This is a genomic window from Marinobacter sp. EhC06, from assembly GCF_001650915.1.
Lineage (GTDB): Bacteria > Pseudomonadota > Gammaproteobacteria > Pseudomonadales > Oleiphilaceae > Marinobacter.
The window spans coordinates 295,029-318,050 of record NZ_LXYO01000012.1; the positions used below are offsets into that span (position 1 = coordinate 295,029).

General features: G+C 55.2%; 28 protein-coding genes. 9 read left to right on the forward strand and 19 right to left on the reverse strand.

Annotated features, from left to right (window positions below):
- The first annotated feature begins 6 nt into the window (after window positions 1–6).
- Window positions 7–813, forward strand: a complete 807-nt coding sequence (locus A8B84_RS07700) for a substrate-binding periplasmic protein (RefSeq protein WP_064227297.1) — start codon at window positions 7–9, stop codon at window positions 811–813.
- A 78-nt stretch (window positions 814–891) separates the two neighbouring features.
- Here the strand turns inward: A8B84_RS07700 and A8B84_RS07705 are convergent, their stop codons facing one another.
- From A8B84_RS07705 to A8B84_RS07755, 12 genes are all read right to left on the reverse strand, one after another.
- Entirely contained in the window at window positions 892–1,560 is a 669-nt protein-coding gene (locus A8B84_RS07705; protein WP_064227296.1) for an HAD-IA family hydrolase, read from the reverse strand.
- Window positions 1,561–1,633: 73 nt separating this feature from the next.
- On the reverse strand, window positions 1,634–2,569 hold the full coding sequence (locus tag A8B84_RS07710) for a M14 family metallocarboxypeptidase (protein ID WP_064227295.1): 936 nt from the start codon (window positions 2,567–2,569) through the stop codon (window positions 1,634–1,636).
- Entirely contained in the window at window positions 2,566–3,780 is a 1,215-nt protein-coding gene (locus A8B84_RS07715; protein WP_064227294.1) for a serine hydrolase domain-containing protein, read from the reverse strand. Before A8B84_RS07715 ends, A8B84_RS07710 begins: the two co-directional genes overlap by 4 nt.
- 44 nt (window positions 3,781–3,824) lie before the next feature.
- The gene (locus tag A8B84_RS07720) at window positions 3,825–4,226 is read right to left on the reverse strand and encodes a GFA family protein (protein ID WP_064227293.1); all 402 of its coding nucleotides are present in this window, start codon (window positions 4,224–4,226) and stop codon (window positions 3,825–3,827) included.
- Between the two features lie 65 nt (window positions 4,227–4,291).
- Complete coding sequence (locus tag A8B84_RS07725) at window positions 4,292–4,618, reverse strand: TfoX/Sxy family protein (protein WP_064227292.1); 327 nt, start codon at window positions 4,616–4,618, stop codon at window positions 4,292–4,294.
- A 305-nt stretch (window positions 4,619–4,923) separates the two neighbouring features.
- Complete coding sequence (locus A8B84_RS07730; RefSeq protein ID WP_064227291.1) at window positions 4,924–5,226, reverse strand: type II toxin-antitoxin system RelE/ParE family toxin; 303 nt, start codon at window positions 5,224–5,226, stop codon at window positions 4,924–4,926.
- The gene (locus tag A8B84_RS07735; protein WP_022992576.1) at window positions 5,214–5,471 is read right to left on the reverse strand and encodes a type II toxin-antitoxin system Phd/YefM family antitoxin; all 258 of its coding nucleotides are present in this window, start codon (window positions 5,469–5,471) and stop codon (window positions 5,214–5,216) included. The genes A8B84_RS07730 and A8B84_RS07735 overlap by 13 nt, the downstream gene beginning before the upstream one ends.
- 116 nt (window positions 5,472–5,587) lie before the next feature.
- Window positions 5,588–5,809 (reverse strand): GDCCVxC domain-containing (seleno)protein, encoded by a 222-nt coding sequence (locus A8B84_RS21830; RefSeq protein ID WP_082905113.1) that lies wholly within the window; start codon window positions 5,807–5,809, stop codon window positions 5,588–5,590.
- A 141-nt stretch (window positions 5,810–5,950) separates the two neighbouring features.
- Window positions 5,951–6,409 (reverse strand): hypothetical protein, encoded by a 459-nt coding sequence (locus A8B84_RS07740; RefSeq protein ID WP_082905114.1) that lies wholly within the window; start codon window positions 6,407–6,409, stop codon window positions 5,951–5,953.
- A 14-nt stretch (window positions 6,410–6,423) separates the two neighbouring features.
- Window positions 6,424–7,227, reverse strand: coding sequence for a hypothetical protein (locus tag A8B84_RS07745; RefSeq protein ID WP_064227289.1), 804 nt, complete (start codon window positions 7,225–7,227; stop codon window positions 6,424–6,426).
- A gap of 174 nt (window positions 7,228–7,401) precedes the next feature.
- Complete coding sequence (locus A8B84_RS07750) at window positions 7,402–7,707, reverse strand: NIPSNAP family protein (protein WP_064227288.1); 306 nt, start codon at window positions 7,705–7,707, stop codon at window positions 7,402–7,404.
- A gap of 112 nt (window positions 7,708–7,819) precedes the next feature.
- Window positions 7,820–8,431 carry a BRCT domain-containing protein gene (locus tag A8B84_RS07755; protein WP_064227287.1) on the reverse strand — a complete coding sequence of 204 codons (612 nt, stop codon included), beginning with the start codon at window positions 8,429–8,431 and terminating at the stop codon, window positions 7,820–7,822.
- Between the two features lie 180 nt (window positions 8,432–8,611).
- On the opposite strand from A8B84_RS07755, the gene A8B84_RS07760 reads away from it, so the two are divergent.
- Entirely contained in the window at window positions 8,612–9,655 is a 1,044-nt protein-coding gene (locus tag A8B84_RS07760; RefSeq protein ID WP_064227286.1) for an IS110 family transposase, read from the forward strand.
- Between the two features lie 463 nt (window positions 9,656–10,118).
- Here A8B84_RS07760 and A8B84_RS07765 read toward each other — a convergent pair whose 3' ends face one another.
- From A8B84_RS07765 to A8B84_RS21480, 5 genes are all read right to left on the reverse strand, one after another.
- A complete protein-coding gene (locus A8B84_RS07765; protein WP_064227285.1) occupies window positions 10,119–10,616 on the reverse strand; it encodes a hypothetical protein in 498 nt (165 codons plus the stop codon).
- Between the two features lie 510 nt (window positions 10,617–11,126).
- The gene (locus A8B84_RS07775) at window positions 11,127–11,666 is read right to left on the reverse strand and encodes a hypothetical protein (RefSeq protein ID WP_064227283.1); all 540 of its coding nucleotides are present in this window, start codon (window positions 11,664–11,666) and stop codon (window positions 11,127–11,129) included.
- Window positions 11,667–11,760: 94 nt separating this feature from the next.
- On the reverse strand, window positions 11,761–12,576 hold the full coding sequence (locus tag A8B84_RS07780; protein ID WP_064227282.1) for a DUF6602 domain-containing protein: 816 nt from the start codon (window positions 12,574–12,576) through the stop codon (window positions 11,761–11,763).
- Between the two features lie 87 nt (window positions 12,577–12,663).
- Window positions 12,664–13,290, reverse strand: coding sequence for a DJ-1/PfpI family protein (locus tag A8B84_RS07785; protein ID WP_064227281.1), 627 nt, complete (start codon window positions 13,288–13,290; stop codon window positions 12,664–12,666).
- A gap of 115 nt (window positions 13,291–13,405) precedes the next feature.
- On the reverse strand, window positions 13,406–13,702 hold the full coding sequence (locus A8B84_RS21480; RefSeq protein WP_138103019.1) for a hypothetical protein: 297 nt from the start codon (window positions 13,700–13,702) through the stop codon (window positions 13,406–13,408).
- An 828-nt stretch (window positions 13,703–14,530) separates the two neighbouring features.
- Here A8B84_RS21480 and A8B84_RS07790 point away from each other — a divergent pair.
- The 7 genes from A8B84_RS07790 (at window position 14,531) to A8B84_RS07815 (ending at window position 19,586) form a co-directional block, all read left to right on the forward strand.
- On the forward strand, window positions 14,531–14,863 hold the full coding sequence (locus tag A8B84_RS07790) for a DMT family transporter (RefSeq protein WP_064227280.1): 333 nt from the start codon (window positions 14,531–14,533) through the stop codon (window positions 14,861–14,863).
- Between the two features lie 28 nt (window positions 14,864–14,891).
- A complete protein-coding gene (locus A8B84_RS07795) occupies window positions 14,892–15,605 on the forward strand; it encodes an SGNH/GDSL hydrolase family protein (protein WP_064227279.1) in 714 nt (237 codons plus the stop codon).
- Window positions 15,606–15,711: 106 nt separating this feature from the next.
- Entirely contained in the window at window positions 15,712–17,019 is a 1,308-nt protein-coding gene (locus A8B84_RS07800) for a short-chain fatty acid transporter (protein ID WP_064227278.1), read from the forward strand.
- A gap of 359 nt (window positions 17,020–17,378) precedes the next feature.
- Entirely contained in the window at window positions 17,379–18,161 is a 783-nt protein-coding gene (locus A8B84_RS07805; protein ID WP_082905115.1) for a DUF5602 domain-containing protein, read from the forward strand.
- Between the two features lie 97 nt (window positions 18,162–18,258).
- Entirely contained in the window at window positions 18,259–18,765 is a 507-nt protein-coding gene (locus A8B84_RS21690) for a YciI family protein (RefSeq protein ID WP_201257866.1), read from the forward strand.
- A 24-nt stretch (window positions 18,766–18,789) separates the two neighbouring features.
- Window positions 18,790–19,080 carry a VOC family protein gene (locus tag A8B84_RS21695; protein WP_264753890.1) on the forward strand — a complete coding sequence of 97 codons (291 nt, stop codon included), beginning with the start codon at window positions 18,790–18,792 and terminating at the stop codon, window positions 19,078–19,080.
- A gap of 23 nt (window positions 19,081–19,103) precedes the next feature.
- A complete protein-coding gene (locus tag A8B84_RS07815; RefSeq protein ID WP_064227277.1) occupies window positions 19,104–19,586 on the forward strand; it encodes a VOC family protein in 483 nt (160 codons plus the stop codon).
- An 18-nt stretch (window positions 19,587–19,604) separates the two neighbouring features.
- On the opposite strand, the gene A8B84_RS07820 is transcribed toward A8B84_RS07815, so the two are convergent.
- Both A8B84_RS07820 and A8B84_RS07825 read right to left on the reverse strand, forming a co-directional pair.
- The gene (locus A8B84_RS07820; protein WP_064227276.1) at window positions 19,605–21,263 is read right to left on the reverse strand and encodes an acetolactate synthase large subunit; all 1,659 of its coding nucleotides are present in this window, start codon (window positions 21,261–21,263) and stop codon (window positions 19,605–19,607) included.
- A gap of 58 nt (window positions 21,264–21,321) precedes the next feature.
- On the reverse strand, window positions 21,322–22,935 hold the full coding sequence (locus tag A8B84_RS07825; RefSeq protein WP_064227275.1) for an FAD-dependent oxidoreductase: 1,614 nt from the start codon (window positions 22,933–22,935) through the stop codon (window positions 21,322–21,324).
- Window positions 22,936–23,022: the final 87 nt, after the last annotated feature.

The window sequence follows — 23,022 nt, forward strand, 5'->3', positions numbered from 1 at the left end:
TCTGCCATGAAAGCGCGTGTGCAGTCTTACCTCGCACTGATCCCTCTCTGCCTATTCCTGGCTGCGTCCCTGCCTGCGGTTGCCGAAACTGTCCTGCATGTTGCCTATGAGGATAAAACCCAGTTCCCCTACTACATGGGTGACACCGAAAAGGTTCTGGAGAATCCCGGCGCAGCCGTGGAGCTGGTCAGGTTGGTAGAGGAACGGATACCGGGGTTGCGGATCAAGTTCAGCCGATACCCCTGGAAACGATGCCTGGCCATGCTCGAAACCGGCCAGGTGGATGGTATTTTCAATGCTTCTTACAATGCTGCGCGTACCCGAATTGGCGAATACCCCCGACGGGACGGCCAGGTTGACCCCACCCGACGACTGACGACCATCAGCTACCATTTGTACGCCCTGCCAGATACCGATCTCGGCTGGAGCGGCGAGGCCTTCAAGGATACTGACCTGGAGATTGGCGCGCCCCTGGGTTACTCCATAGTGAACGATCTGGAACAGTTGGGCGTTTCCGTGATGAAAGTTCGCAGTTCCAGGCAAAGCCTCCAACTGCTGATCGCGGGACGAGTCCATGCCGTTGCCCTGCAATCCGTCACCGCCGATTTCCTGTTGAGCCGTAACGCCGATCAGCTCCCGGGCATTGTCCGGATTGAACCACCCCTGAAAACCAAACCTTACTATCTGATGCTCTCGCGGGAGTTCAAAGCGGCAAATCCGGAGCTTGCAGAGCAAATATGGGATGCCATCGGCGAACTCAGAGAAGAAAAGCTTGAGACCCTGGCACAGCCCTATCTGTCGGAACCGGGTTAATCATATTTTCGAACGCTGGTTGAGCAGATTGATATGCCACCCCTCAGGGCCGAAGCCCCGAGGAAGTGGCAGTGGATTTCAATGCAGCCCCATAAGTTTGTCGGCAACCTCAACCAGAGTGCTGCCAGTCACATCGGCGGGGATGAACACATCGCCGGGCTCGCATTCAAGGCGATCACACCAGCCCGCCTGGGCCCCGGCTTTCTTGGCGCCGTGGCAGTCCCAGGCATGCACCGCAACCAGTGCCAGGCGCTCAATCGGGATACCAAGGCGCTTGGCGGCGTGGCGGTAGATATCCGGATGAGGCTTCCAGACACCGGCGTCCTGGGCGGTGATCACGTGGTCAACAAACCCGGAAAGCCCTGCCCCTTCCAGAAAGTCTCGGGTTTTTTCAGGGCTGTTGACGGTAAGGCAGCCAACGGATGCGCCCGCCTCCGAGATTTTCTTCAGCGCCGGAGCGGTATCATCAAAGGTAGGCAGCGTGGAGAACCCCTCAACCACATACTCAATATCACGCTCATTGAGCGTGTATTTGGTTTCCGTGCGGAGGGATTCCCGTGCGAGAGGTTCGAACGGTGCCGAGTCGCCGGCGAGGGTCAGTGCCATGGCATCGCGCTGGAAGCGCAGGAACCAGGGCTGCAGGGTGGTCGCTGGCTGGCCCACCTCTTCAAGCCGTGCCGCCAGCGGATCCAGATCGATCAATGTCTCGAGGACATCGAATAAAACGACGTTCGGTCGGTCAGCCATAACCAGCCTCCCTATGCCGTGTGCGTTCACAGGAAGTGTAGTTCAGGTTATGGCTATATGCTGACCTGCTACATCATTCGGCGGTCTTTGAATGGGCCAACCCGTAATCGATCGCCGCACACACCGCAGCAGCCTGCGCGGCATTGCATTGCTCGGGGGTTACACTAGGGCTATCGGGGTAAACCTCGGTGGTGGTCCGGTAGGGCGCTCTCGTAATACCGGCGCAAAGGCCCCACTGCGTGAGCGGATACGCGATCACGCCCCGGGCGACCACGGGGGACCCGAAGATCTCGCCGCTGTCATCGGCCGGCGCAATATGCGTCACCTGCTCCACCGCCCTGATCAATGCCTGCTGGAATTCAGGCTGTGGATTCTCGCTGTCGTCGACCACATAAAAGCCATCGGGAATCCCGGCCGGCTCGAACGGCTTGCCGTCACGGGCAGCCAGCGCCGGGCGAAACTCCGATTCGTCGGTATCGGTGGTCTCGTGCAGGTCGATATGAATCAGGGCACTATCACGAACAGGCGCTACCAATCGCATAAGTGCAGCTGACTCCTCCGCCCGACTGCCCTCGTGGAATGAACGGTTGGGATCAATCGCATTATAGTTCCAGCGATGAATGCGCTCATACGCCCAGGGACTGACACAGGGCGCAACCAGCAAGTTCACGCGGCCGGCGTAATCCGCTGCGTGCTTATCCAGGAACTGCAGCGCGCCATGCACACCACTGGTTTCATAGCCGTGAACCCCGCCGGTTATCAGCACCACCGGCAGATCGTTATTCCAGTCGCGGCTGCGAATCGCCATCAGCGGATAGTAATCCGGGCCGTAATCCAGAGCGCCGTACTCTTCCACATCAAAGCGCGAGCGCAGGCCCTCGATCACACTCAACACCGCCGCCTCGTAACTGCGCTGACGAGTCTGCCGTGACAACCACTCGGCGAGTTCCGCATCGCCCCAGGGAGTGCCGGGGGTGCCGATTGGATAGGGTGTTGAAACTGTGTTCATAGCAGCGCTCCGTTAACGATCGCCCGTAACTCCTGACGGATGGGGTATGTTGATGAGGGAATCAGTTGCGTCAAGAAGATCATCACCAGTTCCTCCACGGGATCGACGAAAAAGTTGGTGCTCGCAAGGCCACCCCAACCGTACTCACCGACCGATCCGTTGGTCTGGGATTTGGCGACGTCGGTTTTTACCGAAAAGCCCAGACCAAAGCCAGTCCCGGCATAAGGTGTCTCGCTGAATGCACCGACAGACAGGCCCGGTAGGTCCTGATTGTAAGGCAGGTGGTTACGACACATGAATTCCAGAGTTTTTCGACCAATAATCCGCCGCCCCCGGAACTCGCCACCCTGACACAACGCCTGGGCGAAGTGGAAATAATCGTCAATGGTGGAAACCAGCCCGCCGCCGCCGGACACGAACTGAGGCTTGCGCCGGAAGGGAGACGTCTCGGGGTCATCCTGGAGCGTGAACTGATCTCCAGCCTGGTACTGATAGCAGGCAGCGAAGCGGTCAAGCTGATCATCCCGAACATGGAAGCCGGTGTCAGGCATATCCAGAGGCTCAAAAATATGCTCCCGCAGATACTCATCAAACGGCTTACCCGACAGCAACTGCACCAGATACCCCAGCACATCCGTGCTGACCGAATAATTCCAGGCAGTGCCCGGGGAAAACTCCAGCGGCAGCTCTGCCAGGTGATCGACCAGGGCTTCCAGCGTCATACTCCGGCTGCCATCCAGCTTAAGCTCGCGGTAGGCAGCGTCAACGTTGGTGCGCTGCATAAATCCGTAAGTCAGGCCTGACATATGCGTGAACAGGTCGCGAATTGTCAGGGTACTGGATGCAGGCGTGGTCAGGAAGTTGGGGTAAACACCGCTTTTATAAATCCGCCGGGTTTTCCAGGCAGGAATATACTTGTGTACGGGATCATCCAGTAAAAACCGCCCCTGCTCATAAAGCTGCATCATGGCGATAGATGTGATCGGCTTGGTCATGGAATAGATGCGGAACACCGTATCCTGGCGGACCGGCTTGTTGCGTTCCACGTCCATCAGCCCCTGGGCTTTCACATAGGCAATTTCCCCTTGCCGGGCGACCAGTGTCAGCGCGCCGGGTAACTTACCGGGCTGGATGTAGCAACGGTCAAGGTGGCTTTCAATGTTTGAAAGATGATCCGTAGACAGGCCAGCAACCTGAGTGTGTTCCGTCATAGAGGGGGCACCTACTTGCGGGTTTTCGGATTTATGCGACCAGCTTACTCTGGCAGGCCCTCGAACTCTGGCACGTCGCCAAAGTCGCCATCCCAGGGTGCTTTACTGGCTGTGAAAATGTGGGCTGTGGGTACCATGGAGATTCCGGTGTCCAAACAGCCCGCCGGAACGACGAGAACACCTTCAAGCGGACTGCTCGGCAATGCTGACCCGCACAACTTACAAAAGCTCCTGTTGTGACGAGTGCCAGAGAGCGTAAAGGAAGTCACAGCGCCTTCACCGGACAACCAGGTCAATTCAGCGGACTGCGAGAACAAATTTGCCGCATGAGCAGATCCGGTATCTTTTTGGCAGTGTTGGCAATGACACAGATAAAAACTGTCAAAACTGCCTTGTACCTCAAATTTCACAGTGCCACACAGGCAGGAACCAGAATGAACAGTCATCGGTTTTTCTCTATCGCCTCTTACTGAGACACCTGAAACATCGCGAACAGGCAGCCCGGCAGTGATTATTGTTTACGTGATCTTAGTGCTGCACCGTAGGCCATTGTCGCCCAATGACGCATTTCTGATGGGTCTTCCAGCGCCTCTTCGGGTGCCAGGTAGTATGACATTCCCACCATTCTCTGCCCCTTCGGATACATGAACTGTAATAACCCACGTTCTTCGAAACAGCTGACGGACTCCGAGTCTACTTTCAGGTAGAGCATGTCGTCGGCGACAAGGCCTATCATCACATCATCGTGGTAGATGCCGTAGCCACCAAACATCTTTCTGGCGCGAATTTCACCGAATTCGGAAAAAGTTTCTTTTAGGTATTCGATGTATTCACTCACTCTTCAGCACTCGCATATCTAAAAGCCTGTTGTGCGGCAGGGCATCCAACCATTGAACAAGAGGAATTTCGAATGCCTTATGTCAATATCAAGGTCACCGACGACAACTGGGGCGTCAAAGGGGAAACTGTCACCGAACTGCGAAAGCGATAACCAACTAACAGGGGAGCAGAACTCACGGGCGCCTACCAATAATCGCCAAAACAGTTTCAGGGGGCTTTCTGCTACGGAAAGTCTCCTTGATTTAACGCTTGGCTTTGCTATGTAGCGAAGCGGAGACAAAGGCATCCGAGTGCCGCGACTGTTTAGCTGTTCCCAAGCATGTACGCCCGAAGCTGTCGCTCCTCTCGCATGACATAGAGAATGAGAACTCGCTTATCATCCTCACGATAAAAAATGCGACACGGTGGAACCACTACCTCCCTGTATACTGATTTAGGAAGTTCTGGAGGAATCCGTCCGGATTGGGGAAAATCTTCCAAACGCTCGGTCTTATCGAAAACCTCCTGGACCAGGTGACTTGCGGCTGCAGGATTATCCAGAGCAATGTACTCGGCGATGGCCTCCAACTCTTGAATGGCGGGCTCCGTCCAGATTACTTCAGCCATTTACTCATTTTCTCCCTGGCCTCACTCTGGCTGTACGTTCTTCCCTCAAGTACAGCACGCTCTCCCCGTGAGAGCCCCTCAAGCAGCTCAAGTCGACGCTGCATAAACTCATAATCCTGCACATCAACAAGGTATGCGGATGGCTGACCATGCTCCGTGATCAGTATCGGCTCCTTAGACAAGTGCAAATCTGCAAGAATCTTTGTGGCTTGGCGCTTGAGGTTCGTAACAAGCTCAACTTTCATGGGCTCACCCTGATCTAAATTTATAGTGATACTATAGTATCACTTAGCGGGTAAGGCAATCACAGCTAACGCGAAAACGAAGCGGCGCGTCTCACGCGTCCGCCTTACGTGACTTGCTATGGGCCAGGAGCACAACACCCTGCCCCTTGCTGAATTGGCGGGCACGGTACTGTGCCGTATGAACAAAAGACACAGCAGTCGCCATGCTTGGGCTTCAGTAAAACATGGCACGACTCACACTCGTAAAAATACTGGCATGAGTCGGTAGGCATGGTTTCCGTTTTCTGATGGCCACAGTTTGGACATTTGATCGTTGATTCCAAAATCATATCTACCATAGCCATGCCCTCCCGAAAGGTATGGATTAGCCTAACCTACATTGGACTAGGCTGTGCACAGAAATCGACCAGGCCTATAACGCTTGCCATCAACGATGACATAACGGCACCGGAGGTTTTGGCATTCGGTGCATAGCCTGGTTATGCGCTCTCACGGATAGCACGGATATCTTCGATATCCACCCGACGTGAGAGCGCGCTCTTATACTGGACCAAGTCGTCCTTCAACATTAAGGGAAGCTCAAGGCCCAGCAAATGCACGGTCGCATATCGAGAAAAATCTATGCTAAGCGGAACCCAGGTTTCGCTTCCGGCATCGTATATTCTTGGACCATCAGCGCTACCTACCTCCACTTTGATGCCTTCATACTTGAACTGGACATAGGTTAGATCCCAGCCTTCCTCCTGTCGGTGAGCGGCAGCTTTAGATACAAACTCCTGGCCAGCCTGAACCACTGAAGAAAAGTATTCACCAGGAACGAATAGGTCGATGTCATTCAGATCGCGCTCAGAGCCATATCCCTTTGCTGCGAGTCCGCCACAGATCAGAAAGGGAATATTCCTATCCCTCAATAACCTCACAATCCATTGGGATGCCAAATGATGCACGCCAGCTACCCGGGTGGATTCGCTGGCGGAAGTGCTCCGACCTGCTCCTGCAGATCGATGAGCGGCTGCTGGCTCACCTTTAGGAATCCGTCGCGCGGTCGATCGAGATCGACCACGAGGGTGATAACCGCACCAAGGAGGGCAATCAACACGATGGTAGTGAGGGGGCTGCGCCGCTGGATCAAGCCTACGTTGTAGCCCACCATCCCCAGCGCCAGCATCGAGCCGCAGAAGAGGAGGAGGATGACCGTTTCGGGTACGCGTGCGTAGATGCCCGCCGTTACCCGCGTCTCGTTCAGGTCGATCGTCTCGTTCAGTGAGTCAATGAACAGGGCCAGGACGTCAGATTCGGGTGTGGCGCGGGCCAACTCCTCGGCAACTGACCAGAGCTTCTCCTGGAGCTCGACCGATCGAGCTATTCTCGCTCGGACTTCTGCGAGATCGTCGGTCGCGATGCGCAGGGGAACGTACTCACGGAGCAGATGCCGGATCTCACTCGAGGCCGGCTCTGGCAGGTAGCCGGCCCTGAGGTAAGTGGTACCAATGGAATTCGCCTCGGCCAGCACGAGCCCGCGGCGCGTGTCGAAGCGATCGGATGCCATCCCCATCGCGACCGCGAGCAGGAACGCCATAAGGGCCAGGAGCGAGCCCACGATCATGCCCGTGGGGCCCTCCTTCTCGTCATGCGTGCGCTCCTGCCACCAATATCCGTAGCGGTAACCAACCTCGATAACGGTCAGCGCGAAGATAGCGAACGCTACGAAGACGCCACCGATCGGCAGTGAATCAAGTACTTGCTGGAAACTCACCTTCCCTCACGCTTCGGTAGTAGGCGGGTTCGCGAGATGTCGCGAATAGCCGTTTTATCTGGCATAGGATAGTCCTTGTGTCATGCCGCCCAACGCTTGCATAAGGGGCGCCCGACTACGGCGTCCGGTGGAGGCCCTTCGGGCCGGAACAGACTTAATGCACTTGTTACAAGCTCACTCAAAAACCCGTCTCATAAAACTGCGCTTACAGCTTAGTACACAACGAGTTTCTTCGGCATATCGGAAGGCGGCTAGGCAATCCGAGTCTTTGAACGAGGCCTCACGATACTTTTCATAGGCTGCCAGCGACTCGAACGTGAATAACGCGATAGCTATATTGTTTGCGCCCTCGGAGGGCAAGAAATACCCATGATGCTGACCGCCGAATTTCTGGACCAAAGGTATCCACATTTTCGAGTAGCGCTCGAACTCGGCGGTTTTGTAGGGATCTATGACGTACTTCAGATAGCAGGTAACCACTTGAACTCCCTTTCAGTTGGCCTGGTAACGCCAATATTCAGCGGCGGCTGAAAGCCGTCTGGTGGGCGGCCATCAGGCCGGCCACGAACTTGATTGACTGGTTAAGCAGCACTTAGGTCAGCTTGCCCGATTGGGCCCAATGTTCCTCAGTCAATATAACGATAGGCACACCGCTATCTCTATACTCAACCGCCTTCTCAATTTTTCGACCGAATGTCTCGTGAGCCCAACTGTCCGTCACATAAGTTCCGAGAACAAGATAGTTGAGATTTTTGTTAACGGTTTTCGAGATAGCTCCTCCGAGAGCCTCGGTTGCTTCATGGCATTGCTTGCGAGTCCCGAATGCGCAGGTTCCGGTGAACAAAAAAGATGCTCCCTCAAATCCTATTTCGGGAAGAGGCTCATTAATCGGAAGTGAAGAGGTTTTCGCTAATTCACCGATCTCAGCCGAATCACCAGAAATTTTGCGAAGTATTCCCAATAGCTCCTCTGACTCTTCTTTGTCGAGCACACCGTCCTCGAGCATAGCGGAGACTTTCTGGAGTAGATTGATAATTACCGGATTATCACTGGATTGACGATTTTGAATCAGCCAGCTCATCAGAAACTCGGCTTCGGCTTGATTTACAGTTCCGTCAGCCAAAACCCCTTTGCTCAAACCTATGAGCGTATCGATTTGACGGTCTTGGATGTTCTTTCTATTGAATTTCACAAAAACGTCCATGGTATAAATTTCCTCCTTGATGCTTAACGCCTGCAGCAGGCGCGGTTTTGGCGTTGTGACGAAGGAGCAAAGACTAAACCGTCGCTCTGCCTGCACTTGATACTGATTGAGCCTTCTCCCCAGCCCAACGGTTGCCCGCTAAGCTGGAAGGCGACCAAGCTCTACAAGGGAGAAGACTCAATGAACTTTTACCATAGCACCCACCGCCATTATTGTGGAATCGACCTGCACGCCCGCAGCCTGTATGTCTGCATCATCGACCAACAAGGCGAGGTGTTGCTGCACAAGGAAATCAAAGCCCGCCCGGAACCGCTACTGGCGCTGCTGGAACCCTTTCGCGATGATCTCGTCGTGGGTGTCGAATGCATGCACTGCTGGTACTGGATATCAGACCTGTGCGAAGAACACGGCATCAACTTCATTCTGGGCCATGCGCTTTACATGAAGGCGATCCATGGCGGCAAAACCAAGAACGACCGTATTGATTCCTTCAAGATCGCCATGCTCATGCGCGGTGGTAATTTCCCGCTGGCTTACGTCTATCCCAAGGAGATGCGGGCCACCCGCGATCTGTTGCGCCGCCGGACTCGCATTGTCCGTCATGGGGCCATGCTCAAGGCCCACGCGGTGAATACTCTGGGCCAGTACAATCTGCCACCCAGCAAAGCCAACCTCAACAACCCTGGCGGCCGGTCACAACTCACCGCTGCTTTTAGCGATCCAGACGTTCAACGCAACATCGACCTGGATCTGGCGATCGTCGATTGCTATCAGCACGAACTCAAAAAGCTTGAATGGCATCTGGAGAAGCAGGCCAAACAACACGACCCGGCGTCACTCAACGTGCTGAAGACCATTCCCGGAGTCGGTCGCATTCTGGCGCTGACCATTCTCTACGAAGTTGGCGATATTCAACGCTTCGAATCCGTTCAGAAGTTCGCGTCCTACGCTCGCCTGGTGAAATGCAAAGCCGAATCCGCCCGCAAGATCTACGGCACCCAGGGCAACAAGATCGGCAATGCTCATTTGAAGTGGGCGTTCTCTGAAGCAGCCGTGTTGTTTATTCGCAACAACGACAAGGCCAAACGCTACGTTGAGAAGCTTCAGAGGCGGATGAACAAACCCAAAGCTCTGTCGGCTGTGGCCCACAAACTGGGACGTGCGGTGTACTTCATGCTCAAAGACAAAAGGGTGTTCGATGAACAACGGTTCCTGAAAGGTTAGTCACGCCACGGGCTGAGCAAGACGTCTAACTGGATCAGAAAGGATGACACCGAAGACTGCAAGTCCGCTGACTGGTACCCGATACCCAAGCGGTTTTCTGTCACCGATGTTGAAGCCAGAGCGACTTGATTAGCCAGCCCGTGGGCGTGCCTTAATACCATGAGCCAGTGCGCTTACACCGGTCCTGAGCCTGACACTAACTGGAGCCATGCAGCCCGACGCTTGAATAGCGCCAGTGACCGGTTAACCGATGAATGTCTGGTACCCCTGACCCACCGATGGAACGACCGGTCAGGCTGTGGCCTAAAGCCACGTAAGAGAGCCCCTATATGTGTTTGCTGTAAGTGCCTGACAGCTCCGCGAGACTGACGAAGCAGGCGTTCTTGCTCATGGGTTTAGGTTGGCCGCTGGCGCGGCCAAAAAAATGACTATTGCCTGTTGATTCCGAGAAGGCTCATATGGGTTATGTGCTTTCCTTTAGCTCACCTCGCTCTCCGGCGAACCATTTACCCCAGAAAAGATAGGCATCAACAGAGCTATCGCATACCGCCACTTTTTGGCCATTCTCAGTTGTGTAATACCACTCAGGAAGATCCTCACCCTCTGTGGGTTGATCGAGCTCAGTGCGCTTCCTAGTAGTGAAACTTGAATCCAGCTTTGCCCGATGCTTTACGTCATTCGAAAAAAGTCTGACAGCATTTAGGGCTGCTCCCTCGATCGGATAGTGACGCGAAATCTCGCCGATTAAAACGCCTGCGCTTGGATAATTCAGTTTGTGGGCGACCTTATCTGCCTGGTGATTTAATGTCAGGGAGAGATTCACCATCTTGCGAAATACCCTGGTTAGCTTTCCTCTATCGCACACCTCGTCAGACTGAAAATCCCAGTAGAAATCGGTGAAATTAGGATCCACGATTTCCCTGAAAAAGCCAAGGGTATCGTCCAAATTCAGGTTTCCCACTTGCACTCCTGAAACACATAACGCCCGCAGCATGCGCGGCTTTGGAATGGAGGCGAAGCCGCAATGGAAAAGACGTCGCCGTGCCTGCGATGGTTATGCCTTAGGCACAATAAACTTCTCATAACATTCGGAGCAGAGCCAGGTGCGGCCATCAGTTGTATACCCTACACCTGACTCAGGATTATCCGTCTCGTACAACGACCACCAACATATTTCACAATGGTCGTGACTCCAACCATCCTCTACGAGCCTTGTATACTCAGGACGATAACTTTGGCCAACGTACTCTGACGTTTTACCTTTAGATACGAGAGCAGCTCGTGGCAGCCACTTTTGCTTTTTCCACACTTGCTCCCGCGCCCACTTTATTTGCTCATTAATATCGAAAATTTTCCATTTATCGCCGTGTATGGATACGTACTCTTCCATTTCCTCACCTGGCATAACGCCGGCGTAACGGGCCGGTTTGTGGAGCGGCAGCGGAACAAACCGGTCCCGCTGACGCACTGGTTATGCAGCTTGCGTGTACCGAGTAGCTGGCTCACCAACACGCCGATGCCACCAAAACTCAATTAAGCCAAGCTCAATTCTGTTTTCCCGATCGCCGAACTCTATTTCTTTGGCTTTTTCAATGATCTCTGAGAGGTCGCCGTCACCATAGAATAGATACACTGCTCTTTTGTATTCCGCATATCTTCGAAAGGCCGTTAGTGTCGATAAATCCTTAGAAATTCCTGCTCGAGAACAATTGATGGGTTTGACTTCGATCAATGTGTGATTGCCACCCATGTTACCGGGTATATGGATCAACAAATCTGGCTTGACCCTATCTAGGTTATTGCCCCTGATAAGGGGATGCCCAGATTTATCAACCTCACCGCTTAGCTCGAATTCTGAATCCTCAGGCCATGCCAATCTCATCTGGTGATAAAGCTCATAGCAGTAGACTCTTTCCCGATAAATCGGAACATCTTGGCCATCAATGGGTAACTGGAAATAGTTCTTACCGATACGCTCCGTAGCAGAAGACAAAAGTCCATCAATATCCATACTCTCTGTCTCCTTGCATAACGCCGCTCAGCACGCGCGGCTACGAAATGGAGGCGAAGCCGCAATGTAGTAGACGTCGCCGTGACTGTGATTGTTAGGAACCCCACTGCAATCCAGGCAACTTAAAAGAGGACAAATAAGGAACTGCATTAAGCCATCTACCTTCGATATTCGCAGTGGCCCCTTGAATCATCAGAAATAGCAGCAACAAGTTGCCTTCCGGTGTATCTGAAAATATCCATTTTGACGAAGGATTTTGCTGCCTATGCTCTTGATTTGAGAAGCCTAAAGGGACGTTGTCATAGTAAAGAAGCCCCTTCCCCAGAACAAAAACGGCATCTAGTGCATCTGCTGGCGTGGCTACTCGCTTTTTATCATCAGTAGGTATAGGAGTTTGAGGTATGCCAAGTTTCTGGTATTCAGTTGAGATCCATCCATGCACGGTTTTCATACTCGCTGGCCCGTCGTAGGCGACAACATAATTTAGGATAGATGGTGGGATATACCCTGAATGAAAGCTGGTTACGACGTTAGATTTCAACTTCTTACTGTTGTAGGCGGCGTTTGCTGCGATGCTAAATTCCTGCTGTGTTAGTGTTGATTTCACTTCGATTGTCGCAATAACCGACTCGACAAGAAATCCAGACACCCCACCACCAAAATCAAGTTTTGGATAAGATCTTTTATAGATGACAATATCATATTGATTTCTTTTTTGGCCCGGCCGAGAGTTTGCGTCAATTATTTCGCCCGTTCCAATAGCCACATTAGATGGCAAGTGAGCTTCCAAGTATTCCTTTATAAATGCCTCTCGGGGAGTCCCTTTATGAAGAGAGTGCCCCGAATTCGCTGGAATATGGCTGATAGCTATAAGCGATTTCTCTATCGCATCCATATGGCTTTTTAGCATTTAGACTCCTGCCTGGTAATGTTCCTAACGCCGTGGTAAGCCGCTGGGACGAAGCGCAGCGTAGTGCCGGTCGGCTTCACCTACTGGTTAACTGCGCTTTAAGTACGCCGGTGCGTCCGGATGCAGCACGAACCCACCATAATTAGTTGAGGCGGGATAATACTCAGAGTTGAATTGCACCTCTCCCGCTACTTCGTCTCCAGCGATACTCGCAATAAAAGCAAGCATAAGGTCAATTCCAGCTGATACGCCCGCAGACGTCCATATATTGCCGTCCCTGACAAAGCGTTTTTCCATCACTTCCACGTTGCCTAAAGCCCTTAGACGACCAAGCGAGGCCCAATGCGTTGTTGCCTTTTTATCGGCCAATAACCCGGCAGCGTGAAGAATAAAGGCACCGGTGCATACGGATAGCACGGCCTGGCAATGTCGTGCCTGGCTCTCGACAAACTCCAACAGAACCCGATTTTGAACTTCCTTCCTTGTTCCTTGGCCTCCTGGAACTAACAGGTAGTCAAGCTTCGGACAGTCTTCGAAAGAAATCTGGGGATTAACAGACAAACCACGAGCGCAACTAATAGCAGTTTGTGATTCACCAACGATGAAGCAATTTTCAGGGCCGTCGGCAATTTTGGACCAAATTTTGAGGATCTCCCATGGCCCAACGAAGTCGAGCTCCTCCACGCCATCAAACACTAAAATACCAAAATTCATGCCCGCTCCTTGAGCAGTTAACGCTTTTGTTTAGCGGCGCCCCGACAGGGGAGTCCGGTGGAGGCCGCAGGCCGGAACAAACTACAACTACTGGTTAAGTGCGGAATATGATGAATCACTCCCATTTCTCATAGGCTTCACTACAAGAGCCACCTAAAATCATGTTGAGGATGCACTCTGTATTTTGATCTTCTTTCGGGGGTTCGGTACCCCCATAAAATTCACATTCGTCCTGATACTGGCGATAGTTATCCTGATTACTCAGGTCATCTGTTGCTCTTTTTTTAAGGTTTAAACAGTACTCCGAGGCTCCGGAGTACCTATCGCTGCCCGCAAAGGATCCGCGGTCTTGATTTGAAGCGCATCCAACCAGTACGACCCCGAAAAAAAGAACCAATAGACGTTTCATCATTCCCTGTAACACCTAACGAAATATGTTCACGTGCCGGAGCGAAGCGCAGGTCGCGTGCAACGTGTTGTTAAACGGAACGTCCAGAAAAAGCATCATATTGCTTCTAACAACAAGCCATTCCATTCCCGGAAGACAAACCTGGATAGGCATCAGGCTAATCGTCAGCGCAGGCAACCAAGATGAGAAGGCACGGAACAAAGGCGACTACGATCGAGCTTTGATCGGCTTTCCCTCAAGAGCCAGAGCAGACGCATCAAGCCGCGACTTATGCGTCTGCTCTGGCTCTTGAGGGTAGCAAGGAGAGCGCTCAACGGCGATCCGCATTATTTGTTTTCTTGCACTCGATTCCAGACGCAAAATGATACTGTTTACTTATACAGTGCTTTGGCGATAACCTACGGTGAAACGGCAAGAAAACCTTTGCAATCAACCCACCGCTTTAACAGCTAATTATACGAACGCGTTCGTATATCACCCGTTCGTAAAACCCCATTCAAACGCGCTCAAATAACAGCATCTTCTTCAATAGAAACAACCGCTTGAGCACCAACCACCACTGCTACCGCCGGAGTTATACGCCCTCTTTTGAGCCACCCCTGCTCCCACCGTGGGCGTATAGTTCCACCCTTCCTTTTCCAACTTTCCAACCCTATCAGATAGTTACGTTCATTTCTCATCCTGCATTCCGGAGTTTTGCGAACGCGTTCGTATAACTCCGGCATGCACTACCAGCTTAGTGCAGTTTCCCTTTTCTGCAGTCACCCTGTAAGAAGGCACTGCCGGCTGGTATCGTCTGCTTCCCAATTCGTGCGGTACTGGAGATTCAATGTGAAAAGTTGGTTATTTCTGGGCATTGCCATTGTTGCGGAAGTGGTCGCAACCAGCGGCCTGAAAGCCAGTGAAGGATTCACCAAGCTCTGGCCCAGCCTGCTGGTGATTGCCGGCTATGCCGTGGCCTTCTACTTCCTTTCGATCACACTGAAGGAAATCCCGGTGGGCGTGGCCTATGCCATCTGGGCGGGGATGGGCGTTGTATTGGTTACACTTATCGGCTGGCTGATTTACGGACAGTCTCTGGATGCCGCCAGTGTGATCGGGATGGCGCTGATTATTTCCGGTGTTGTGGTGATCAATGTATTCTCCAAGTCAGTCGCTCACTAGTCTGTCGGCATAACCGGAGCCCCTTGAGATGCACTTCCCTTTCTGGCTGACCACCGCACTGCTCTTCCCGGTACTGCTGTACCAGGGCAAGCAGGCGCGCCGCACAACGCCCAGGCTGCCGGAAGCGGGAGGCTCTCCGTCTGGTCAATATGGTGAAGGTACTCCGGCCAGGCGAATCCTGGTGATTGGCGAATCCACGGCGGCCGGTGTCGGTGTTGAAACCCACGATCAGGGCCTGGCCAGCCAGTTGGCGAAGCAGATTTACGAGCGCACCGGCCAGACCATTGCCTGGCACACCTTCGGGGTTAACGGCATTCGGCTCGGGGCGCTGATTGGCGAGCTGAAAACCGCCGAATTGCCAGAGGCGGATGTGGTGCTGTTGAGTATGGGGGTGAACGACACCACGGGGTTCACTCCCCGTTTTCGTTTCCGCCGGCAGTTGCGGGAATTTCGCCAATTGCTCGCACCTCGGTATTCGGGGCCCATTCTGCTTCTCAGCGTGCCGCCCATGCACCTGTTCACGGCGCTGCCTTCGCCGCTTCGGTACGTAATGGGTTGGCGCGCGAAGCAGCTCGACAGGATCTACCAACAACTGGCCAGGAACGCCTCTGCAGACTTTGCCTACCTCAACTACCCAACCGTGACCGATCCGCATCTTCTCGCCAGCGATGGCTATCACCCCGGCCCAAGAGGCTACGCATTTATTGCTGATGCCATAGCCTCGCGAATCCGGGCGTCCTGAGTTCCCTCTGAAACACAATGCTCCGAAAGAATAATGGGTTAAGGAAGCGCTTTACGTTTAGGTTGCTACACTCGCACAGAGTCTAAATAAAACAACGAGGTAACAAATGCTAGACAGAGCGTCCAAACCAATGGTCAGCCTGGTGGATAAGTACCTGCCAGACCCATACCTCTTCGTCATTATTCTTACCCTGGTAGCCTTTGTTGCTGCCATGGTGTTTCAGGGCCATAGCCCCATGGCCGTGGTCGAGATGTGGGGCGACGGTTTCTGGAACCTGCTCACCTTCTCCATGCAAATGCTGCTGGTGCTGGTCACCGGCTTCATGATGGCCAGCACACCGCTGGTGCGAGGCATCCTGAACCGCATTGCGATGCTTGCCAAAACGCCTGGCCAGGCGATTGTGCTGGTAACCTTCATTGCATTGATTGCAAGCTGGATTAACTGGGGGTTTGGCCTTGTTGTCGGGGCCCTGTTCGCCAAGGCACTGGCCCGCCAGATCCGCGTCCACTACCCGCTTCTGATTGCCAGCGCTTACTCTGGCTTTATTGTCTGGCACGGCGGCCTGGCAGGCTCCATCCCCCTGACCATTGCCACCGAAGGCCACTTCACCCAGGACACCATCGGCATTATCGGTACCGGAAAAACCATCTTTGCGTTCTTTAACCTGGCCATTGTGGTGGCTCTGTTCATCATCGTGCCGCTGGTCAATCGGCTGATGCTGCCAGAAGAAAGGGACAGTATTTATGCCGACCCGAAGATTCTGGACGACGAGCCAGACACCTCTGTGGTGATCAACCGCCCTGCCGACTATCTGGAGAACAGCCGCACCCTGGCCTGGCTCATCGGCTTTAGCGGCATCGCGTTTATTTTCCAGTATTTTGTAGATGGAGGCGGCCTGAACCTGAACATCGTTAACTTCATGTTCCTGTTCATTGCCATCATCCTGCACCAGACCCCCAAGCGCCTGCTGGCCAGCCTGAACGAGGGCGTTAAGGGCGGTGCCGGTATCGTTATCCAGTTCCCCTTTTATGCGGGCATCATGAGTGTGATGACGGCCTCTGGTCTGGCTGCCAGCATTTCCAGTGGATTTGTTTCCATTGCCAGTGCCGAGAGCCTGCCGTTCTGGAGTTTCATCAGTGCCGGACTGGTAAACATCTTCGTTCCCTCAGGCGGCGGCCAGTGGGCGGTGCAGGCTCCGGTTATGCTGCCGGCGGCGCAGGAGCTGGGTGCGGATATTCCCAGGGTGGCCATGGCTGTAGCCTGGGGTGACGCCTGGACCAACCTGCTTCAGCCGTTCTGGGCGCTACCGGTGCTGGCTATTGCCGGGCTGAAGGCCAAGGACATCATGGGCTACTGCCTGATGCTGCTGATCGTCGCAGGCATCATCATCAGCGCTGGCCTGACTTGGCTGTAACGTCTACCCAACCACTGAATCCGGGGAGCTCTCAAACTCCCCGGATCCTCCCGATCTCTCCCAGGCCCAAACATTCCACGATGCGCCTCAGCGTCTTGGAATTCGAAAACGGCAAACACACCAAGCAGGCCATAAAAATCAGTTCTCGGCTCTGAATCTGGTGGTATATTAAACAAACCCAGCCAAATCCCGTTGTGGCGGTAGTAGGGAGAAGCGTGCAGACAGGAAGCGCGTTTTACTGCTGTCAGCCCAGCCTGCCAATTCCGATCTCCTCTGTGTCAGCCCGAAGGGCGATGGCTTTCTGGCCATAGCGGCCGCTACGTAATGCCGAACGGCATGTGTCATTGAGGAGTGATGAAATGAAGACTGCTCTTTGTCTGTTCCAACCTAACCGTTCCATCCTTGCTGCAGCCTGCCTGGGTTTTGCCAGTGTTGCGCTCGCCGCCGACCCTGTCGTTTTCACCGGAGCCCCAGTGCCGGTCGGTAATGGCACCGCGCGTGTGGAAGTCATTGCTAACGGGATGGACGAACCTGAATCTGTATCTGTCGTCATGACAAAGGATGCCCTTCAGGGGCTTCCCGCTGTTCAGGCTAACCAGATGGTCTGGGAGTTTTCATTACCCATGCCGGATGCAGGCCCCAGGACGGGATACGATCACGTGGTTCTTGACTGGAACCCGGCCGGCCATATTCCTGATGGGGTCTACACGGTTCCCCACTTCGACGTGCATTTCTACCTGATCAGCAATGGTGAGCGTGAAGCGATTACCTTCCATGGCGAGGGCCGTGAACTGGCCATGGCAGCACCAGACCAACAACTTGTGCCCGCTGGCTATGTGATTCCGCCAGACGCCGCAGTGGACAGGATGGGAATGCACGGCCTTGACCCTGCGGGGCATGAATTCCATGGCCAACCGTTCAGCCACAACTTCATCTACGGCTATTACAAGGGCGAGCTGATGTTCGTTGAGCCGATGGTGTCCTTGAGTTTTCTTGAGTCACTTCCAGACATGACGTCACCGGTTAAGAAGCCGCAACGGTACAGCTATCCGGCCTGGTACCCGGCAGCCTACCGGATCGGATTTGACGCAGGGAAAGGTGAATACACCATCGCGCTCCAGAGTCTTCAGAGGTCCGACTGAGATTCCCTCAGGAATCTTTTTTTCTCGGTGTCGATATTCAACAGGCTTGCGCGACTAACCAGTGAAAACAATCCGAAATTCACTGGAGACCAGCACTATGAAGTACATGTTGATGCGCAAGGCCGATGCCGACACCGAGAATGGCGTTATGCCCTCAGAGGACATCCTGCAGGCAATGGCGAGTTACAATGAGCGAATGACCCAGGCCGGTGTTTTTGCTGACGGCCAGGGGTTGAGGCCAACGAGCGAAGGTTGCCGCATTCAGTTCAGGGCCGGTGAGCCCAATGTTATTTCCGGCCCGTTCGAGCCGGCCGGCGAGCTGCTGGCCGGTTTCAGTGTGCTCGAAGTGGATTCACTGGAAGACGCCATCGCCTGGGCCAAACAATGGCCCCGGGAAGATGCCGGCGGAAACGTGACCCTTGAGCTTCGGCGTTTCTTCGAGCTTGAGGATTTCGAGCCCAGCCAGGCACTTGAGCAACATCGATCCCTGGGCCGCCTCCCACGGGAGATGAATGTGCATGTGGCGTTTGCGGGCACCTGCAGAGAAGCCATGGAGTTCTACTCGAAAGTTACCGGCGGCAAACTGGAAGGTGTGATCACCTAAGGAGAAACACCGGCGGCAGCGGATGTGCCGCCAGAAATGCATGACAAAATCGTACATTCGTCCCTGAATCTGCGCGGGAGCCGGTTGATGGGTGCCGATATGGCGGGCGACTGCTATCAGCCACCCCAGGGTGCCCAGATCCACCTTGAGTACGACGACCCGGAACAGGCCGAGCGGGTCTTCAATGCCCTGTCCGATGGGGGCTCGATCATCATGCCGTTTGCGGAAACCTTCTGGGCTTTTCGTTTCGGAATGACCACAGACCGATTCGGTGTCCAGTGGATGATCAGCAACCAGATTGAACACTGCCAGTAACGCCAGCCAGGAGGATCAGTTCGATGACCCATCCAAGAAATACCATTTGTCTCTGGTATGAGAGCGAAGCAGAAGAAGCCGCCCGATTCTACGAAAAGACCTTCCCTGATTCATCGGTGGGCAGAGTGCTTCGTGCGCCTGCGGACTACCCCGCAGGCTCGGAAGGCGATGTGCTTACGGTGGAGTTCACCGTGTTGGGCATCCCCTGCCTTGGTCTCAATGGCGGACCGGCCTTCCAGCACAACGAGGCCTTTTCGTTTCAGGTGGCTACCCCGGACCAGGAGGAAACGGATCGCTACTGGAACGCCATTGTTGGCAATGGCGGCGAAGAAAGCGCTTGTGGCTGGTGCAAAGACAAATGGGGCATCTCGTGGCAAATCACCCCGGTCGCCCTCACCGAAGCGATAAACGATCCTGACCCCGCCGCCGCCAAGCGGGCCTTCGAGGCCATGATGACCATGGGCAAGATCGACATCGCCGCCATTGAGGCGGCGCGTCGGGGCTGAGGGCGTTTATTGCACCTGTCAGGGTGCCAGTTTGCGCTTCAATGCCTTGGAAACCGACAGCGGCAGGCTAGGCAGTGAGCGCAGCATCCACGGCAGTATCCGGCGCTTGACCCCGCTCAGGGATTCCGGGATCACGGCTTCAATGAGGTGTGGTCCCGGCATTCTCTGGGCGTATTCCAGGGCTTTTGCCATTTCCTCGGCGGTGTGCACCCGCACGGCGTGAACGCCCATGCCGTTCGCCATTTCCGCGAAGTTGATCACCGGGCCGCGCAGGTCCAGCTGGGATTTGGCTTTTTCTCCGGCCTCTTCCGCGCCTACCCGTTCCAGTTCGATGTTGAGCACGGAGTAGGAGGCGTTGTTGAAGATGATGGAGGTTACATTCAGCTGTTCCCGGGCCATGGTCCAGAGGGCCTGAATGGTGTACATGGCGGTGCCATCACCGATCAGGGCGATGACCGGCCGGTCCGGGCAGGCCACGGCGGCACCTACGGCGTTGGGCAGGCCCTGGCCGATGGCGCCACCGGTGAGGGTGATCATGTCGTGGCGGGGCGCGCCGGCGGTCATTACCGAAAGCATCAGGCTGGAGGTGATGCCCTCGTCCACGATAATGGCGTTCTCGGGCATCAGCTCACCCACCGCTTTGCAGACTTTCTCGGCGGTGAGCTTGCCCCGTGGCCGGCCCGGCCGTTTCGCCGGTTGTAGCTTCGGTTCGGCCTGGCTGGCGCCAACGGCATCGTTGAGTTTGTTCAGGCTGGCCAGGATGTCCTGGTCGGGCGCCACCAGGGTATGTACCTGGCAGGTATCCGGCACCAGGTAGCTCTTCTTGCCGGGATAGGCGAAGAAAGAGACCGGCGTCTTGGCGTCCACCAGGATCAGTTGTTCCACGTCCGTCAGTTGCACTGTGGCCAGTTCAGCCAGGTAGGCCAGGCGTTCGATGTAAGGCAGTCCGGCGCCCCGCTCAATGCGGGTTGGGAAGGTTTCCGCCAGCAGGGTCACGCCGCTGTGCGCGGCCAGTTTGGCGGCCGCCAGCATGCTCGGTTCGCGCAGGGAATGGCCACCCATCAGCAGGGCGGTTTTCTTGCCGGAACGGATGGCCGAGGCAATGGCCTCTACCGTGGCATCGTCTGCCGGCTCCGGTGTCGGCGGTGCCAGGGGCGCGCTGGGCACACCGCCCTTCCCCCAGGACACATCGGCCGGCAATATCAGTGTGGCAACCTGCCCTGGCGCTGTGCGGGCAGCGGCAATGGCTTCGGCGGCATCCTGGCAGAGGGTTTCCGTGCTCTTTGCGGTGCGGACAAACCCCGGAGACACGTTGCGGGCAACGGTCTCGATATCAGACTGCAGCTGGGCATCGTATTTCACGTGGTAGGTAGCGTGGTCGCCAACAATGTTCAGCACCGGCACCTTGCCCTTACGGGCGTTGTGCAGGTTGGCCAGGCCGTTGCCCAGCCCGCAGCCCAGGTGCAACAGGGTGGCGGCGGGTTTGTCCGCCATGCGGGCGTAGCCGTCAGCGGCGCCGGTGGCCACACCTTCGAACAAGGCAAGAACCGCCCGCATTTTGGGCTCGTCATCCAGGGCGGCCACAAAGTGCATTTCACTGGTGCCGGGGTTGCTGAAGCAGACCTCAACACCGGCATCCACCAGGGTTTTCATTAGGGCTTGTGCGCCGTTTGTCATTGTTGTTCTCCAAGCTTTCCGGGTTCAGGGTTTCGGTTAAATAATTTGCCCACAGGATTCAGCCTCCGGCCACGATGGCCCGCACCGCCGCCCGGGCTGTCATGATGCAGCCGGGCAGGAAGGTACCTTCCAGGGAACGTTTTCCGTTCGCACCGCCGCCACCAAAGCCTGCCGCCTCGCCGACGCAATACAGGCCTTCAACCGGCTGCCCGTGGGCGCCCAGGACTCGGCTCTGCAGATCGGTTTGCAGGCCACCCAGGCTCTTGCGGGTAATCAGCTGCATACGGATGGCGATAAAGGGGCCTGCGCCGGATTTCTGCAGCGGGGCCGGCTTGCAAGTGCGCAGACGGTCCGGCTTCCATTCCCGGGCATGCTGGATCATCCGGATCTGGGGATCGTCATGCAGGCTGGTACCTGCCGTGAAGTTGGCATCAAAGGCATCCGCGGTGGCCTTGAGTGTTGCCGGGTTGATGTCGTTGCTGCAGGTCAGCGCGTTCATCTTGCCGGCCAGATCCGTCAGGCTGTCCGCCACCAGGAAATCCCGGCTTTCATGCTGCATCTGCCGAATCAGGGCGTGGTTGCCCAGCAACAGCTCTTTCACAAACTGGGGGAACTGTTTATCCCGGATGCGGGCATTGTGCTCCGCGCCGGAGATGGCAAATTCCTTGGCGGCAATGCGCCAGTTCAGCAGGTGCCAGGTCCAGGGCTTTTCTTGTTCCGCCACCCGCTGGCAAAGCCAGTGGGTATCAAAGCCGGTCACCAGGGGTTCCGGGCCAATCCGTTCACCCCGATGGTTCAGCCACAGGGCGGATTTGCAGGGAATGGTTGAAAGACCATGGCCGGGAAAGTGGGGGTACGGATGCGGGAAGCCGGCTGCGTAGTTCCACATTTCGCCGGCATGGGTAATCCGGCCTCCGAGGGTGTCGGCCACCCAGTGATGCATGCGGCCATCGGCATAGGGGTGGGCACCGTTCAACATGCGGGTGGGTTGCGGGCGATCCACCGGCCAGTTGGCCCGGCATTCCTTGTGGCTGCCGTTGATGCCGCCGGTGGCCAGAACCACCGCGGAAGCCGCGAAGCGGACTTCCTCACCGGTGGCTTCATTGACAGCCAGGGCCCCACTCACTTTTCCCGCTTCGTGGTCCAGTTCAGTAATACGATGCTGGTTCAGCAGGGTGAGCTTGCCGCTGGTGTTCTCCCGGTGCAGCGCCGTCATCAGGCGCCGGACCAGTTCCCGGGCGGTTCCCCAGACCACATGGTAACGAGGCAAACGGTTGCCGTCGCCAAAACGGCCACGCTCAACCCAGTTCACCGCCGGCAGGAATTTTATGCCTTCGTTGCTGAGCCAGTCGTAAACCTCGGAGCGTGAATGCTCCACATAGTAACGGGCCCATTGCAGGGGCAATTCATCGTCGGGCGCCAGCTCGCCAAAGCTGAGCCAGTCATCCAGGGCAATCTCAGGTGTGTCGGCAATCTTCATGCGTTTCTGCAGCGGCGTGCCCACCAGCATCATGCCGCCGAAGGCCCACAGCGCCAGGCCTCCCATGCGTTCTTCGGTATCCCGGTCTGCCAGCACAACGGACTTGCCGGCGCGCAGGCCTTCCAGAGCCGCGACAATACCGGCCAGCCCGCCGCCGACCACCAGAATATCTGAGGTAATTACCTTGGCCATATCGCATCCGACCTGATCGCAATGAGTTGTCAGCGTTAAAGATATACCGGTACCATGGCTTTAAAATTGACTTTAGAGGCCAACAAA